We start from the raw sequence: 14,520 nt of genomic DNA, 5'->3' as shown, positions 1-14,520 counted from the left end.
AGATCCCATTCTGCTCCATGGCGATCAATTCGTTCGTACGATCGGCTCGCCTCCCTCGGGAGGCGTCCATGACAACCGAACAGAGGGGGAGGCATGTCCAACTTTTCCAGGCGGTCACTGCTCGGGTACTCGGGATCGGCCGCGGCAGGAGCGGTCCTCGCGGCGGGCGGGACGGCGCAGGCGGCCACGACGGTGGGCGCGAGCGCCGAGAGCGAGGCGGCGGCGGTCGACTTCCCGGCCGGCACCGAGTTCAGCGGAAGGGTCCGTATGCCGGACACCGAGTCGACGGAACTCACGTTCAGTTTCACCGTCGGCGCCGCGGATGCCACGGCGGCCCAGCAGATCACCGCACTCGAGGTCGCGAACGCCTTCAACGAACTGGCCGCCACCCGCGGCTGGCCGCCGATCACCTTCTACGGGACGCCCGCCCCCGCGCCGCTCAACTGATCACCTGATCCACCGAGCAACCGAGCAACCGAGCAACCCGACACAGATCCCCGTGGAGCCGCCTCGCTCCGCGGGGATTTTCGCTGTCAGCCGATCCCCTCCTTCAGAGTTCGTACGTCCTGTACATTTTTTACAGATGTCGATCAGAGGAGGCGTGCCTCATGCCCGCGAACCGACCGTCAAGCCGCTATGTGCTACCCCAGTTCACCGAACGCACCAGTTCGGACACCCGGACGATGGATCCGTACTCGAAGTTGCTGGAAGAGCGGATCGTGTTCCTCGGGACGCAGATCGACGACACCTCGGCGAACGATGTGATGGCGCAGTTCATGCACCTCGAGTACCAGTCGCCGGACCGGGACATCGCGCTGTACATCAACTCCCCCGGCGGCTCGTTCAGCGCGATGACGGCGATCTACGACACCATCCGGTTCGTCACCTGTGACGTGGAGACCGTCTGTCTGGGGCAGGCGGGGTCGTCCGCCGCCGTGCTCCTGGCGGCCGGCACACCGGGCAAGCGGTCCGTACTGCCGGGGGCGCGCGTGCTGATCCACCAGCCGGCGCTGACCGACCGGATCGAGGGGCAGGCGAGCGATCTGGCCATCCAGGCGGAGGAGTTGACGCGCAACCGCCGAAAGCTGGAGGAGATGCTGGTACGCCACACGGGGCAGACCCCGGAGCGGGTCGGCGCCGACATCGAGCGGGACAAGTTCCTCGACGCCGAGGCGGCCGTGGCCTACGGGCTGGCCGACCGGGTCGTCGCGAGCCGCAAGACCTCGCACACGCCCCCCGGCGCGAGGTGAGCCGTCGATGCTCCCGCCCGAACTGCCGCCGCTGCCCGCGCTCACCCGCGCCGAGGCGGAGCTGATCGACCGTTATCTGGACGTGGTCGACCTGCTCGGCCGGATCAATCCCGCCCGTCCGGGCGATACATACCGCGGGTTGCGGGCGGCGCAGGCGCTCGTCACCAAGGCGACCGCCCTGCGCGACGCACTCGAACTGATGCACAGGCGCGGCGAGAACGAGGTGCACGCCCCGACACTCGCGCGTGCCCTGCGGGTTCTCGACGGCGAGCGGCGGGCGGCCCGGGTCACGCTGCCGCCGGAGCCGGAGGACTCGCCGGCCTGAACCGATCCCGGGCCGCGCGCCGTACTACTGACGGGGCGTCCGGCCCGGGCTCGGCGCCCTCCGGACGGCCTACCCCGATCGACCTATCGGCCCATCCGTCCAGAAGACCTGTGAAGTTGCGCAACGCGCCCACCACACTGCCGGAATGAACTGCTCCGGTGCTGGTGCGGAGCTCCTCGACCACGTGGACACAGCAGCCGAAATCAGCCTGTCCACCCGAACGGGCGAGTGGTGAGTAACACCACAAATCCACGGTTCCGTTGGGATTTTCGGACGTCCGTGCGTCAAGATCCCTTCCTGACGACAAGCCCCCGCCGCAGCGGCGGGGCGATCCGGGTGGACGCCGAGTCCTGCCGCCGCCCGGATGACCGGTCGACAGGATTGCATCGGCAGGAGTGGAGGACCCAAGCACGACGGGTCGCCGGAACGGTCAAGCCATGACCGCGCCGAGCAGCCCTTGGGGTGAAGCCGCAGACGCGGCCGGGCAACTTCGCCAGCCCGAATCCGACAGGTCATCCTTCACAGGCGGCTGACGAAGGGTTGCGCATGACTGCGCTGAATCGTGTCCCGTCGCTGTTGACCCGGGCCGGTACGGCCTCGGCTCTCACCATCGCCGCCGTCGGCGGCAGCATCGTGGTCCCGGGCGTCGCCTCCGACGCCGAGGCCGCCACAGTGGCGTCGAAGGCACTCAAGGTCGCGGCTTCCAAGAAGGGCTCCCCTTACCGGTACGGCGCCACGGGCCCCAGCAGGTTCGACTGCTCAGGCCTGACGCTCTACTCGTTCAAGAAGGTGGGCAAGAAGCTGCCCCGTACTGCTCAGCAGCAGTACAACAAGACGAAGCACATCTCCGCGAGCAGCCGCAAGCTCGGAGACCTCGTCTTCTTCCACTCGGGATCGAACGTCTACCACGTCGGTATCTACGCGGGGAAGGGAAAGATCTGGCACTCGCCGAAGACGGGTGACGTCGTCCGACTGCAGAAGATCTGGACGAAGAGCGTCTGGTACGGCCGGGTCCGCTGACCCACCGTCGGGGGGCGGCGGCACCACGGCCGCCCCCTGACTGCTCCTCAACCGCCCCTGTGGCGGTCCTGAGCGCCCCTTCTCAAGAGGCGTACCACGGGCCGAACTGGTTACCCGTTCATCCATGGCCGACGAACGCACCCGCCCCGCACGCGACGAGACGCCTCAGGAACGCGCCGACCGCAACTTCGCCGAGCTGCTGCAGGAACTGCGGGTCACCCAGACCGGGGTGCAGATCCTGTTCGCGTTCCTGCTGACGCTGGCCTTCACGCCGCGCTTCCCGGACCTGGACTCCGTACAGCGCGCCACCTACGTCACCACACTGCTCCTCGCGGTCCTCGCGGCGGCGCTCTTCACCGCCCCGGCCGCCTTGCACCGCTCGCTCTTCCAGCAGAACGCCAAGCCCACCATCGTCCAGGTCTCGTCCCGACTGGCCAGCGCGGGCCTGATCGTGCTGATGCCGGCCTTCACCGGTTCCGTACTGCTCGTGGTGGATGTGACCCTCGGCCGGACGGCCGGGATCACCGCCGGTGCCGGCACGCTGCTCGGGTGTCTGCTTCTGTGGGGCGTCCTCCCGAAGCTGGTGGGACGCGCCGGCCGCGTCGGCGGCACGACGGCGCCCGGACCGCGTCAGGGCGAGGCGACCCCCGTACGGCAGGGCGAGGACTCCGTCAGGGCTCCTGCGGACCGCCTGCCCTGACCGGTTGCACGGAGATCGTCCACGGCAGTTCGATCGCCACCGTCTTGCCGCCCTCCCGTGTGGGTCTGACGCTCAGCCTGCCGCCGCATTCGGCGGTCAGCCAGCGGACGATGACCATGCCCCGGCCGTTGTCCTGCTGGACGGCGGCGGGCAGGCGTTTCGGAAAGCGGGGATGACTGTCGGTGACGCCGATGCGCAGCTGCTCGTCCCGGTCGAGCGCGATGTCCACGGTGAACGTGGGTGACTGACCCAGCGTGTGCTGGACGGCGTTGGTGGCGAGTTCGGACACGATCAGGCGCACGGTGTCCGCGATGTCCGTGTCGCCCGGCAGACCCCATTCGGCCAGCACGGAGGCGACGTATTTTCGGGCCGCGGGCACCGAGGCGGGATCGCTCGGCAGAGTGACGGATGCTTCCTGGTGATCTGCCATGGCGAGGCGTCCCTTTCCCACGGGACCGGTGTCCGACAGGGAGCGGATGGTTCGACTACGGTCCCGGACTGGTGCTTCGCGCCAGACTGCCACTACCTGGGCCGTCACGGGTGGCGATCCACCAAGATATGCATATATCTGTCGCTCGAAGCGGTGAACTCTCCGACGGCCGACCGTATTCGGGTGGCGTCTTCGTCCATCCTCTGTCGTCACCCCGACCTTCGCGCGCCGGGCGGAAGGAGAAACCCATGCGATACGGACCGGCGGTGCGCCGCCGCAAGCTCGGTGCCGAGTTGCGCGTCCTGCGCACCCGTTCCGGTCTCACGAGTATCGAGGCGGCCCGTCTCGTCAGCTGGCACCAGTCCAAGGTGAGCCGGATCGAGACGGGCGCCAGCGGGGTGAAGCCCGCGGACGTACGCAAGCTGCTGGACGCGTACGGGATCGACGACGCCGAATTACGGGAGCTGCTCCTGGCGTTGGCGGGCTCCGAGGACGGCGGCGGGCGGCACAACTGGTGGCACGCGTACCGGGGCGTACTGCCGCCGACGTACCGGGACTTCATCAGCCTGGAGTCGCAGGCCAGCGGGATGCGGACGCTGGAGACCTCGGTGGTGCCGGGGCTGTTGCAGATCCCCGAGTACGCCCGGGCGGTGACCCGGGCCGCGGTGGAGGGGCTGGAAGACGACAAACTCGACGCGCTCGTGGAAGTGCGGCTCGCGCGGCAGGAAATTCTGCGCGGGAATCCGCCGATGGAGCTGAGCGCCGTGCTCGACGAGGGCGTTTTACGGCGGGAGGTGGGCAGTCCGGAGATCATGACCCGGCAGCTGGGCCGTCTGGTCGAGGCGGCGGCCCTTCCCCAAGTGCGACTGCAGGTGCTGCCGTTCACTGCCGGGGCGCATATCGGCATCACCGGCCCTTTCGTAATTTTCTCATTTAGGAGCACATCTGATCTGGACGTGGTTGTTCTCGACCACTTGACGAGTAGCCTCTACCTCGAGCGGAAAGAAGACCTCAAGGCGTATGTCGAGGCCTTCAAAGCCCTTCAGATCCACGCCCTTTCGCCCGAGGACTCGTTGGATTACATCGCCGGGCTCGCCGCCGGCGCGTAAGGAGGCACCATGTCAGCACTGCCTCGGAACGTACCCACCAGTACCGAACTGCACGGGGTGCGATGGCTGCGCAGCAGCCGCAGTACCGGAATGAACAACTGCGTGGAAACGGCCCGTCCCGGGTCCGGCCGCTGGGCCGGTCTGGTGGCCGTACGCGACTCGAAGAACACGGCGGGGCCCGCCCTGCTGTTCGACCCCGAGGCCTGGGAGGGATTCATCACCACGCTTCGGTGACCACCACCGACAGCGCACGCACTTCCGCTTACGGCGACGCTCGGCCGGGACGCCGACTCACGGTCGCGTATCGCCGATGATCCCCACGGCTCGGTCGATCTGCCCCTCCGTGAGATCCGCACGGGCGGTCAGCCGTAGCCTCGACACGCCGTCCGGCACGGACGGTGGGCGGAAACAGCCGACGGCGAGACCCGCCGCCCGGCAGTCCGCCGCCCACCGCACCGCCTGATCCGGGGACGGCGCGCGCACGGACACCACGGCGGCGTCGGGCCGCACCGCTTCATGGCCCGACGCCGTCAGCCGTGTGTGCAGTTCCCGCGCCACCGCGCGGGCCCGCGCGGCGCGCTCCGGCTCACGGCGCAGCAGCCGGAGCGCGGCGAGCGCCGCCCCGGTGGCGGCCGGGGCGAGGCCCGTGTCGAAGATGAACGTACGGGCCGCGTTGACCAGGTGGTCGATGACATGCGCCGGGCCGAGGACGGCACCGCCCTGGCTGCCCAGCGACTTCGACAGCGTGACCGTCACGACGACGTCGGGGGCGCCCGCGAGCCCCGCCGCGTGCGGCGCGCCCCGGCCGCCGTCGCCCAGGACACCGAGGCCGTGGGCGTCGTCGACGACGAGCCCGGCGCCGTACTCCCGGCAGGCGGCGGCCAGTCGGGCCAGCGGGGCGGCGTCGCCGTCGACGGAGAAGACCGTGTCGGAGACGGCGATGGCGGGCCCCTCGCCCGCGCTCAGCGCCTTGCGGACGGCGTCGGGGTCGGCGTGGGCCACGACCTGCGTGGTGCCGCGGGCCAGCCTGCAGCCGTCGATGAGCGAGGCGTGGTTGCCCGCGTCCGAGACGACCAGGGAGCCGTGCGGTGCGAGCGCGGTGACCGCGGCGAGGTTGGCGGCGTAGCCGGAGGAGAAGACGAGGGCGGCCTCGAAGCCGCAGAAGTCGGCCAGTTCCCGCTCCAGCTCGCCATGGAGTTCGGTGGTGCCGGTGACGAGCCGGGAGCCGGTGGCGCCGCCGCCCCACCGGCGCGCCGCCTCGGCGGCCCCCTCGGTGATCTCGGGGTGGCGGGCCAGACCGAGGTAGTCGTTGCTCGCGAGGTCGAGGAGCGGCGAGTCGGCGGGACGGGGGCGCAGCGTCCGCACGAGCCCGGCCCGGCGGCGCGCCGACGCCTGCTCGTCGATCCAGCCGAACGCCATGGGTCCTCCGGGGTGATGTGGGCAGCCCGCGGCGCCGGGGCCGTCATGGACGGCGCGGCTAGGCCGTGTCCGCAGAGTCCCGTCGTCCGCCCGGAGGGCGGGCCCCGCGGCGTCTGGTGCGTGCTCTCGGCGTGCCGGGCGGAGACCCTCGTACTGGATGTACTTGGGGCTTCGCCCGGTACGGCGAGAGTGCGTGCCAGGCGTCGCGGGGCAGGCGGGACTCTGCGGACACGGCCTAGGGCTTTTGTAGGCAGTGCACAGACCCTAGTGGCACGACCGGCCGCCCACGATGTGGCGATACCCACACGTCGATGCCACTCTGTTGTCCGAACTCTCCTTGGCCGGGAGCGGTCCCGTAAGACAGGATCGGCTCTCATGGACCTGCTGAACACGCTGGTGGACAAGGGGCTCCGGCGCGAGCCGCTGAGCCGTGCCGAGGCGCTCGCCGTCCTCCGCACCTCCGACGACGAGCTGTTGGACGTGGTGGCCGCGGCCGGAAAGGTGCGCCGGCACTGGTTCGGCCGCCGGGTGAAACTGAACTATCTGGTCAACCTCAAGTCGGGCCTGTGCCCGGAGGACTGCTCCTACTGCTCCCAGCGGCTCGGCTCCACCGCCGGCATCCTCAAGTACACCTGGCTGAAGCCCGACCAGGCCTCCGAGGCCGCCGCGGCCGGGCTCGCCGGCGGCGCCAAGCGGGTCTGTCTGGTGGCGTCCGGGCGCGGGCCGACCGACCGGGACGTGGACCGGGTCGCGGGCACCATCAAGGCCATCAAGGACCGCCACGAGGACGTCGAGGTGTGCGCCTGCCTCGGTCTGCTCTCCGACGGCCAGGCCGAACGCCTGCGCGAGGCGGGCGCGGACGCCTACAACCACAACCTCAACACGTCCGAGGCGACGTACGGCGAGATCACGACGACCCACACGTACGCCGACCGCGTCGACACCGTCCAGAAGGCGCACGCGGCGGGTCTGTCGGCCTGCTCGGGCCTGATCGCGGGCATGGGCGAGAGCGACGAGGACCTCGTCGACGTGGTCTTCTCCCTCCGTGAACTGGACCCGGACTCGGTGCCGGTCAACTTCCTGATCCCGATCGAGGGCACCCCGCTGGGCAAGGAGTGGAACCTCACTCCCCAGCGGTGTCTGCGGATCCTGGCGATGGTCCGCTTCGTCTGTCCGGACGTGGAGGTCCGCATCGCGGGCGGTCGCGAGGTCCATCTCCGCACGATGCAGCCGCTGGCCCTGCACCTGGCCAACTCGATCTTCCTCGGCGACTATCTGACCACCGAGGGCCAGGTCGGCAAGGCCGACCTGGAGATGATCGCGGACGCCGGGTTCGAGGTCGAGGGCGCCGGACAGACGACGCTGCCGGAGCACCGGGGCGGCGGCTGCGGGTCTCGGGAGAGTGCCGGGTGCGGGTCGCACGAGGGCGCGGGCGCGGGCTGTGGGTCGCACGCGGGTGGCGGTGTCTGCGGTTCCGCTGCCGACGCCCCGGTCGCCGAGGTCCCGGCCAACGAGGCGCGTACCGATCTCGTGGCCGTACGCCGCCGGGGCACCGGTACGGACCTCGCCCCCAATGCCTGACCTGCCCCACCCGACCGTGCCCGAGCTGCTGGAGCTCGACCGGCGGCATGTGTGGCATCCGTACGGGCCCATGCCGGGCCGACAGGAACCGCTCGTCGTGGAGTCGGCGAGTGGGGTTCGGCTGAGGCTCGCCGACGGCTCGGGCGACTTGGTCGACGGCATGTCGTCCTGGTGGTCGGCCATCCACGGCTACAACCACCCGGTGCTCAACGAGGCCGCGCGCGAGCAGCTGGGACGCATGAGCCATGTCATGTTCGGCGGGCTCACGCACGAGCCCGCCGTACGGCTGGCGAAGCACCTTGTCGACATGTCACCCGAGGGTCTGGAGCATGTCTTCCTCGCCGACTCCGGCTCGGTCTCCGTCGAGGTCGCGGTCAAGATGTGCCTGCAGTACTGGCGCTCGCTCGGCCGCCCCCGCAAGCAGCGCCTGCTGACCTGGCGCGGCGGCTACCACGGCGACACCTGGCAGCCCATGTCGGTGTGCGACCCCGAGGGCGGGATGCACGAGCTGTGGCAGGGCGTCCTGCCCCGGCAGGTGTTCGTGGACGCGCCGCCGGCCGCGTACGACGAGTCGTACGCGGAGGAGGTGCGCTCGGCGATCGAGCGGCACGCCGACGAACTGGCCGCCGTGATCGTGGAGCCCGTGGTGCAGGGGGCGGGCGGGATGCGGTTCCACTCCCCCGCGTATCTGCGGGTGCTGCGTGAGGCGTGCGACGAGCATGACGTGCTCCTCGTGTTCGACGAGATCGCGACCGGTTTCGGGCGCACGGGCGCGCTGTTCGCCGCCGACCACGCGGCGGTGTCCCCGGACGTGATGTGCGTGGGCAAGGCGCTGACCGGCGGATACCTGACTCTGGCGGCGGCCCTGAGCACCGCCCGGGTGGCCGACGGGATCTCGCGGGGCGAGGTGCCGGTACTGGCCCACGGGCCCACCTTCATGGGCAACCCGCTGGCGACGGCCGTCGCCTGCGCCTCGATCGAACTGCTGCTCGGCCAGGACTGGCTGTCGGAGGTCAAGCGGATCGAGACGGGGCTGCGGGAGGGGCTGGCGCCGGCGCTCGACGTGCCAGGTGTACGGGACGTACGCGTCCTCGGCGCGATCGGAGTCGTCCAGCTCGACCACGCGGTGGACATGAAGACGGCCACGGCGGCCGCCGTTCGCGAGGGCGTGTGGCTGCGGCCGTTCCGCGATCTCGTCTACACGATGCCGCCGTACGTCACGGGCGACGAGGACGTGGCACGGATCGCGCGCGCGGTGTGCGCGGCGGCGACGGCGGGATGACGGGATGAGGGTGGCATGACGGTTCTGGTGATCACGGGGACGGGCACGGAGGTCGGCAAGACGGTCACCACGGCGGCCGTCGCCGCGGTGGCCGTGGCGTCCGGCCGTTCCGTGGCCGTCCTCAAGCCCGCGCAGACCGGGGTACGGCCGGGCGAGCGCGGCGACGCGGACGAGGTGGCCCGGCTCGCGGGCGCCGTCACGGCCCGCGAACTCGCCCGCTATCCCGAGCCGTTGGCTCCCGCGACCGCCGCCCGGCGGTCCGGGCTCCCTCCGGTGCACCCCGAGGACGTGGCCGAGGCGGCGGCCAAGCTGGCCGTCGACCACGACCTGGTGCTGGTCGAGGGCGCGGGCGGCCTCCTCGTACGGTTCGACGAGGCGGGCGGCACGCTGGCGGACACGGCACGGTTGCTCGGCGCGCCGGTGCTGCTGGTCGCCTCGGCCGGGCTCGGCACCCTCAACACGACGGAACTGACGTCCCGTGAACTCGCCGCGCGTGAGGTGGAGTTGGCGGGCGTCGTGATCGGCAGCTGGCCCGGGGCCCCGGACCTGGCATCGCGTTGCAACCTGGCGGACCTGCCGGTGGTGGCCGGGGCGCCGCTGCTGGGGGCGGTGCCGGCGGGGGTGGGGGCGTTGGAGCCGGCCGGCTTCCGGGCGACGGCGGGGGGTTGGCTGGCGCCGACGCTGGGTGGGGTGTGGGACGCCGTTTCCTTCATCAGGGCGGAAGGGGCGCCGTAGGGGTTCTGTGATCGGCCGACTGCGGGTTCGTCGTGGCTGATCGCGCAGTTCCCCGCGCCCCTGAGGGGGCGCGCCCCGGCCTCAGGTTTCCCCCTCCCCCAGCAACCGCACCAGCTCGATCCGCGACCTGATCCCCAACCGCGAGAACACCCCCCGCAGATGGTGGTCGATGGTCCGGGGGCTGAGCAGCAGCCGCGCGGCGATCTCCCGGTTGGTGGCGCCGTCCGCGGCCATGCGGGCGATCATCAGTTGCTGGGCGGTGAGGCGCGTGGCGAGGTCCTCCGCGGCGGGTGGGGCCCAGGCGCGCTCGCCCAGGGCCCGGAGTTCGGCACGGGCCTGGGCCGCGCAGTGCGGGGAGCCGAAGTGGTCGAAGGCCTCCAGGGCGCTGTGGAGGCGGTCGCGGGCCTCGGTGCGGTTGCGGAGCCGCCGCAGGGCGCTGCCGAACAACAGTTCCGTACGGGCGCGTTCGAAATCGCGGGTGCCGGAGGCGTGCAGGTCGAGGGCCGTGCGGTAGTGCTCGACGGCCTCCTCCCCGGTGGCGAGCAGCGCACGGCAGCGGGCGCTGAGGGCGAGGTCGTCGGCGCTGCGGACGGTACGGGCCCAGCGGTCGTAGTCGGCGTGCGCGGCGCGGGCCACGCGGGTGTCGCTGGTGCGGACGGCGGCCTCGACGTAGTGCGGGGTGGCGATGTGCCGGATGGCCCGGTGCCCGTGCCCGGGACCGAACCCCGCGAGGGCGCGGAGGCGGGCCGCTGAGGCCGCGTACCGGCCGGTGCTCAGATCCAGGAAGGCGAGGGCGAACATCGCGAGCGCGGCGGGCAGTCCGAGGCCGCGCTCCAGGGCGTACGCGCGGGCGGACTCGGCGCGCTCCCGGCACACCTTCTCGTCCCCGGTGACGGCCGCGAACATCGCGAGGGCGGCCTGGAGATGACAGGCCCCGTTGTCCTGCCCGGTGGCGTACGCCTGGCGCAAGGCGTCCAGGGCGGCGGCCTCGGCGGCTTTGGGGCGCCCCGTCCAGAACTCGGCGTACGCCCGGAACTCCATGGCCTGCGGCACGGTCACCGTCTCGCCCCGGGCGCGGGCGGAGGCGGCCGCGCGGGAGGTGGCGGTGAAGGCGCGGGTGTGGTCGCCGAGGAGCAGGGCGGCGATCCCGGAGTGGATCAGCAGGGTGGGGTCACCGCCGGGACCACAGCGTCCGGCGGCTGCTTCGAGCACGTCGCGGGCGTCGTCGTACCGGCCCTCGAACGCGGCGGCCAGTGCGCCGAGGGTGCTCGGCGGCAGGATGCCCAGCGCGTCGGCGACGGCCGCGGCCTCCCGGCAGCGGCGCAGGTCCCCGGTGTAGATGGCGGCCTCGGTGGCTCGTGCCAGCAAATGGGAGGCCGCGTCCGGGGGGTGGTCGCCGGCGTGCCGGACCGTGGCGGTGAGCAGGGCGTCGAAGGCCTCGGCGGCGTTGCCGGCGCGCAGGGCGAGGAGTCCGCCGAGGGCGTCGTCGTCGGTGGCGGCGACGAGGCGGCGGGCCCGGTCGCCGTCGCCCGACTGCCAGGCCTCGGCGGCGGCGTGGGCGAGGAGGGGCATGCGTTCGGCCGGTTCGGGGGTGAGACCGGCGGCGCGTTCGGCGAGGGCGGAGGCCAGGGCGGGGTCGCCGATGGCACGTGCCACCCGTGCCGCGAGGCGGAGTTCGGCGGCGAGGCGGCGGCTGGGGCCGAGGGCGGCGGCGGCCCGGTGCCAGGACCGGCCGGGTCTCTCGCCCTCACCGCTCAGGACGCCGGCGAGGAGCCGGTGGGCCTCACGCCGGTCGGCCATGGACGCGGACTCGTAGACGGCGATCCGGGTCCAGGCGTCCCGGAAGACGATGCCCTGGGCCGTGGCGTGCGCCAGGCCCGCCGCCTCCGCCGTGTCGAGGGGGCGGGTGTCGAGCCGGGCGGCCGTGACGGCCCGCGCGTAGGCGCGCGTCGGGACGGGGTACTGGTCGGCGGCGGCGAGAAGCAGCAGGAAGCGGGTGTCGTCGGGCAGGGCCCGTACGTCCCGCCGGTGGGCCCGCAGGAGTGCGGGGGCCAGCGCCAGGGGCTCGGCGGGGAGCGGGTCGAGGCCCGTGAGCTGGCGTCGGGTCAGGGCGGCGGCGAGTTCCGCGGCGGCCCGCGGATCGCCGTGGGCGGCGTGCAGCAGGCGTACGCGCACGCCTTCGGACAGCGTGGGCGCGACGGCCGACGCTGCGCTCGGGCTCGGGCTCGACCACACGTTCATGGGGGGCGGTGGCGAGCGATGCGGAAGGTGTGGGGGGTTCACCGGAGTCACCACACTCATCACGTTACTTGCGGGTTAACCAACCAGTAAAGACCGGCGATTTCGCCGATGCGCCGCGCGTAGACCCCCCTGACACTCCAGACGAACCCCACCCGTCTCAGGAGGCTTCATGCATCGCCGCATGCGCCGTATCGCCACGGCTCTGTCGACCGTGACCACCACGCTCCTTCTGTCGCTCACCTTCTCCGCGTCCCCCGCGCAGGCCGCGACCCACAACCCGGTCGTGTTCGTGCACGGACTGAGCAGTTCGTCCAGCACCTGGGACGACTGGATCTCGTACTTCAAGGCGGACGGCTACACGTCCTCGGAGTTGCACTCCTGGTCCTACGACTGGGGCCAGTCCAACGTCACGACGGCCGCACAGCTCAAGACCAAGATCGAGAGCGTGCGCGCCGCGACGGGCGCCGCCAAGGTCGACGTGGTCGTCCACTCGATGGGCGCGCTCAACTCCCGCTACTACCTCAAGAACCTGGGCGGGACGGCGTACGTGGACGACTTCGTCTCCACGGCCGGTGTGAACCACGGGACGACCGTCGCCGGTTGGTGCCGCTGGCTCTACACGTCCTGTGGCGAGATGTACACCGGCAGCTCGTTCCTGACGTCGCTCAACTCCGGTGACGAGACGCCGGGCAGCGTGTCCTACGCCAGCTACTGGTCGAACTGCGACGACGCGCTCACCCCGGACACCTCCGCGATCCTCAGCGGCGCGACGAACGTCGAGGTCGGCTGCGTCCCGCACAACGAGATGAACAACGACGAGGGGATCTACGAGCAGGTCCGGGCCTTCATCGCCTGACCCGGTCCGTCGGCGTATCGCCCCCGTCGCACAGCCGTTCCCCTCGGCCGTGCGACGGGTGAGCCGTCGCTTCCCGGGGGACAATCGCGGTATCTGCCGTCCTCCTCGGGAGGTCCGCCATGGTCCGCGCCACCAGGGACGCCATGCACCACCCCGTCTTCGCCCGGTTCTACGCCAGACTGAGCGAGTCGGCGGAGCCGAAGGTGGGTCCCGTCCGCGATGAACTGCTCGCCGGGCTCTCGGGGCGGGTGATCGAGATCGGCGCCGGCAACGGCTTGAACTTCGCGCACTTCCCGAGCACGGTCTCGGAGGTGGTGGCGCTCGAACCGGAACGCTCCCTGCGGCAGTTGGCCCTGGAGTCCGCCCTGCGCGCCGAGGTGCCCGTGGACGTCGTGCCGGGCGCGGCGGAGGCGCTGCCGGTCAAGAGCGAGGCGTTCGACGCGGCCGTCTTCTCGCTGGTCCTGTGCAGTGTGCGCGATGTGCGGCGTTCGCTGAGCGAGGTGCGGCGGGTGCTGCGCCCCGGCGGTGAGCTGCGGTTCTTCGAACACGGCCGGGGCGGCGGACGGGCGATGCGGACGGCCCAGCGGGCGCTGGACGGCACGGTGTGGCCGCTGCTGTTCGGCGGCTGCCATGTGTCCCGCGACCCGGTCGGCGCGATCCGGGCCGCCGGGTTCGAGGTCGAGACGGTCCGGGAGTTCCTGGTGCCCGAGAAGGGGCCGCGGATGCCCAGCTCCTACTGTGTGGCGGGCAGGGCGCGACGACCTGAACTCGGCGACGCGTAGAGCTGGTTCACAGGCTCCACTTCCGCAGCTCCTGCGTGATGTCGTACACGGTGGCCTCACCGCTCTTGACGAGTCTGGCCAGTTCGCGCACCTGCTCGGCGGAGGTGACGACCTTGACGCCGCTGGCCACGAGGTAGCCGTAGGCGACGGCGGAGGCGAACAGCGCGTTGGAGCGCTCCAGGGCCGGAACGTGCATGAGGAGTTGGAGGAGTGCGGCGGCGCGGGCGTGCGGGGTGTCGTAGACGGGGACGTCGAAGATCTCGGCCTCGTGCCGGGCGACGGCCGCGACGAGGGCGCCCCAGTCGGTGACCTGGGGATCTCCGGGCGTCTTCTGTTCGGCGACCATCAGGAGCCAGGCGAGGTCGATTCTGAGCTGACTCAAGGGATCAGTGACGCCCCTCGCGCCGGCCTTCGAACTCGGCGCCGAACTCCTCGGCGAAGACCGCCTCGTACTGCTTCATGAAGTCGGCGGCGGACTCGACGAAGGTGTGGCCCGCTTCGCCGGTGTCCTGCTTGACCAACTCTTCTATGTACCGGTTCACACTCATCCCGCGCTCCAAAGCTCGCTCCCGGGCGGCGCGGGCCGTGTCCTCGTCCACCCGTACGTTCAGCTGGGTCTTGGCCATGACTCGACGCTAGCGCCGGAGTGCTAGCGGGGCAAGGGCGCCTTTCTCCGCACCACCCTTAGGGGGCGCGATATGGGTGCCCCTTACATCGACACCGGAAGCCCGACCTGCGATGGAGACGGCCTCGGACTTCGGGGGGATTCCGGGTGTGCACTGGATCACAC

The 14,520-nt window shown here is 71.4% G+C and carries 17 protein-coding genes and 1 riboswitch; of the genes, 12 read left to right on the top strand and 5 right to left on the bottom strand.

Features of this window, described 5'->3' with window-relative positions; genetic code table 11:
- Positions 1-93: 93 nt before the first annotated feature.
- The 5 genes from JIX56_RS39515 to JIX56_RS39495 all read left to right on the top strand — a co-directional run bounded on the left by JIX56_RS39515 (position 94) and on the right by JIX56_RS39495 (position 3,295).
- Positions 94-447 (top strand): hypothetical protein, encoded by a 354-nt coding sequence (locus JIX56_RS39515; RefSeq protein ID WP_257548153.1) that lies wholly within the window; start codon positions 94-96, stop codon positions 445-447.
- 161 nt (positions 448-608) lie between these two features.
- Positions 609-1,250: an ATP-dependent Clp protease proteolytic subunit gene (locus tag JIX56_RS39510; RefSeq protein WP_257548151.1), complete on the top strand. Its 642-nt coding sequence runs from the start codon at positions 609-611 to the stop codon at positions 1,248-1,250.
- Between the two features lie 7 nt (positions 1,251-1,257).
- Entirely contained in the window at positions 1,258-1,575 is a 318-nt protein-coding gene (locus tag JIX56_RS39505; RefSeq protein WP_257548149.1) for a hypothetical protein, read from the top strand.
- Between the two features lie 372 nt (positions 1,576-1,947).
- Positions 1,948-2,118, top strand: a riboswitch (cyclic di-AMP (ydaO/yuaA leader).
- A 3-nt stretch (positions 2,119-2,121) separates the two neighbouring features.
- Positions 2,122-2,595, top strand: a complete 474-nt coding sequence (locus tag JIX56_RS39500; protein ID WP_257548147.1) for a C40 family peptidase — start codon at positions 2,122-2,124, stop codon at positions 2,593-2,595.
- Positions 2,596-2,719: 124 nt separating this feature from the next.
- A complete protein-coding gene (locus JIX56_RS39495; RefSeq protein WP_257548145.1) occupies positions 2,720-3,295 on the top strand; it encodes a DUF6328 family protein in 576 nt (191 codons plus the stop codon).
- On the opposite strand, the gene JIX56_RS39490 is transcribed toward JIX56_RS39495, so the two are convergent.
- A complete protein-coding gene (locus tag JIX56_RS39490) occupies positions 3,267-3,725 on the bottom strand; it encodes an ATP-binding protein (RefSeq protein ID WP_257548143.1) in 459 nt (152 codons plus the stop codon). The two genes, JIX56_RS39495 and JIX56_RS39490, sit on opposite strands and share 29 nt — an antisense overlap.
- Positions 3,726-3,973: 248 nt before the next feature.
- On the opposite strand from JIX56_RS39490, the gene JIX56_RS39485 reads away from it, so the two are divergent.
- Positions 3,974-4,834: a helix-turn-helix domain-containing protein gene (locus tag JIX56_RS39485; RefSeq protein ID WP_257548141.1), complete on the top strand. Its 861-nt coding sequence runs from the start codon at positions 3,974-3,976 to the stop codon at positions 4,832-4,834.
- A 9-nt stretch (positions 4,835-4,843) separates the two neighbouring features.
- Positions 4,844-5,068 carry a DUF397 domain-containing protein gene (locus tag JIX56_RS39480; protein WP_257548139.1) on the top strand — a complete coding sequence of 75 codons (225 nt, stop codon included), beginning with the start codon at positions 4,844-4,846 and terminating at the stop codon, positions 5,066-5,068.
- 57 nt (positions 5,069-5,125) lie between these two features.
- On the opposite strand, the gene JIX56_RS39475 is transcribed toward JIX56_RS39480, so the two are convergent.
- Positions 5,126-6,253, bottom strand: a complete 1,128-nt coding sequence (locus tag JIX56_RS39475; RefSeq protein ID WP_257548130.1) for an 8-amino-7-oxononanoate synthase — start codon at positions 6,251-6,253, stop codon at positions 5,126-5,128.
- Positions 6,254-6,628: 375 nt separating this feature from the next.
- Between JIX56_RS39475 and bioB the strand changes: the two genes are divergently transcribed.
- From bioB to bioD, 3 genes are read left to right on the top strand one after another with little or no spacing between them, the layout of a single operon-like run.
- Positions 6,629-7,834: a biotin synthase BioB gene (gene bioB / locus JIX56_RS39470; RefSeq protein ID WP_257548128.1), complete on the top strand. Its 1,206-nt coding sequence runs from the start codon at positions 6,629-6,631 to the stop codon at positions 7,832-7,834.
- Positions 7,827-9,116 carry an adenosylmethionine--8-amino-7-oxononanoate transaminase gene (locus JIX56_RS39465; protein ID WP_257548126.1) on the top strand — a complete coding sequence of 430 codons (1,290 nt, stop codon included), beginning with the start codon at positions 7,827-7,829 and terminating at the stop codon, positions 9,114-9,116. Before bioB ends, JIX56_RS39465 begins: the two co-directional genes overlap by 8 nt.
- A gap of 15 nt (positions 9,117-9,131) precedes the next feature.
- Positions 9,132-9,851 carry a dethiobiotin synthase gene (gene bioD, locus JIX56_RS39460; RefSeq protein WP_257548124.1) on the top strand — a complete coding sequence of 240 codons (720 nt, stop codon included), beginning with the start codon at positions 9,132-9,134 and terminating at the stop codon, positions 9,849-9,851.
- 81 nt (positions 9,852-9,932) lie between these two features.
- Here bioD and JIX56_RS39455 read toward each other — a convergent pair whose 3' ends face one another.
- Complete coding sequence (locus JIX56_RS39455; RefSeq protein WP_257548113.1) at positions 9,933-12,092, bottom strand: helix-turn-helix transcriptional regulator; 2,160 nt, start codon at positions 12,090-12,092, stop codon at positions 9,933-9,935.
- Positions 12,093-12,261: 169 nt separating this feature from the next.
- On the opposite strand from JIX56_RS39455, the gene JIX56_RS39450 reads away from it, so the two are divergent.
- Both JIX56_RS39450 and JIX56_RS39445 read left to right on the top strand, forming a co-directional pair.
- On the top strand, positions 12,262-12,948 hold the full coding sequence (locus JIX56_RS39450; RefSeq protein ID WP_257548111.1) for an esterase/lipase family protein: 687 nt from the start codon (positions 12,262-12,264) through the stop codon (positions 12,946-12,948).
- Positions 12,949-13,067: 119 nt separating this feature from the next.
- A complete protein-coding gene (locus JIX56_RS39445) occupies positions 13,068-13,730 on the top strand; it encodes a class I SAM-dependent methyltransferase (RefSeq protein ID WP_257548109.1) in 663 nt (220 codons plus the stop codon).
- Between the two features lie 7 nt (positions 13,731-13,737).
- Here JIX56_RS39445 and JIX56_RS39440 read toward each other — a convergent pair whose 3' ends face one another.
- Positions 13,738-14,112 (bottom strand): fic family toxin-antitoxin system, toxin component, encoded by a 375-nt coding sequence (locus JIX56_RS39440; protein ID WP_257548107.1) that lies wholly within the window; start codon positions 14,110-14,112, stop codon positions 13,738-13,740.
- A 4-nt stretch (positions 14,113-14,116) separates the two neighbouring features.
- Entirely contained in the window at positions 14,117-14,356 is a 240-nt protein-coding gene (locus tag JIX56_RS39435; RefSeq protein ID WP_257548097.1) for a toxin-antitoxin system HicB family antitoxin, read from the bottom strand.
- Between the last annotated feature and the right edge of the window lie 164 nt (positions 14,357-14,520).

It is taken from the genome of Streptomyces sp. CA-210063, assembly GCF_024612015.1.
Lineage (GTDB): Bacteria > Actinomycetota > Actinomycetes > Streptomycetales > Streptomycetaceae > Streptomyces.
Note: the sequence above shows the minus strand (reverse complement) of the source record. Positions and strands in the feature narration are given on the sequence as shown.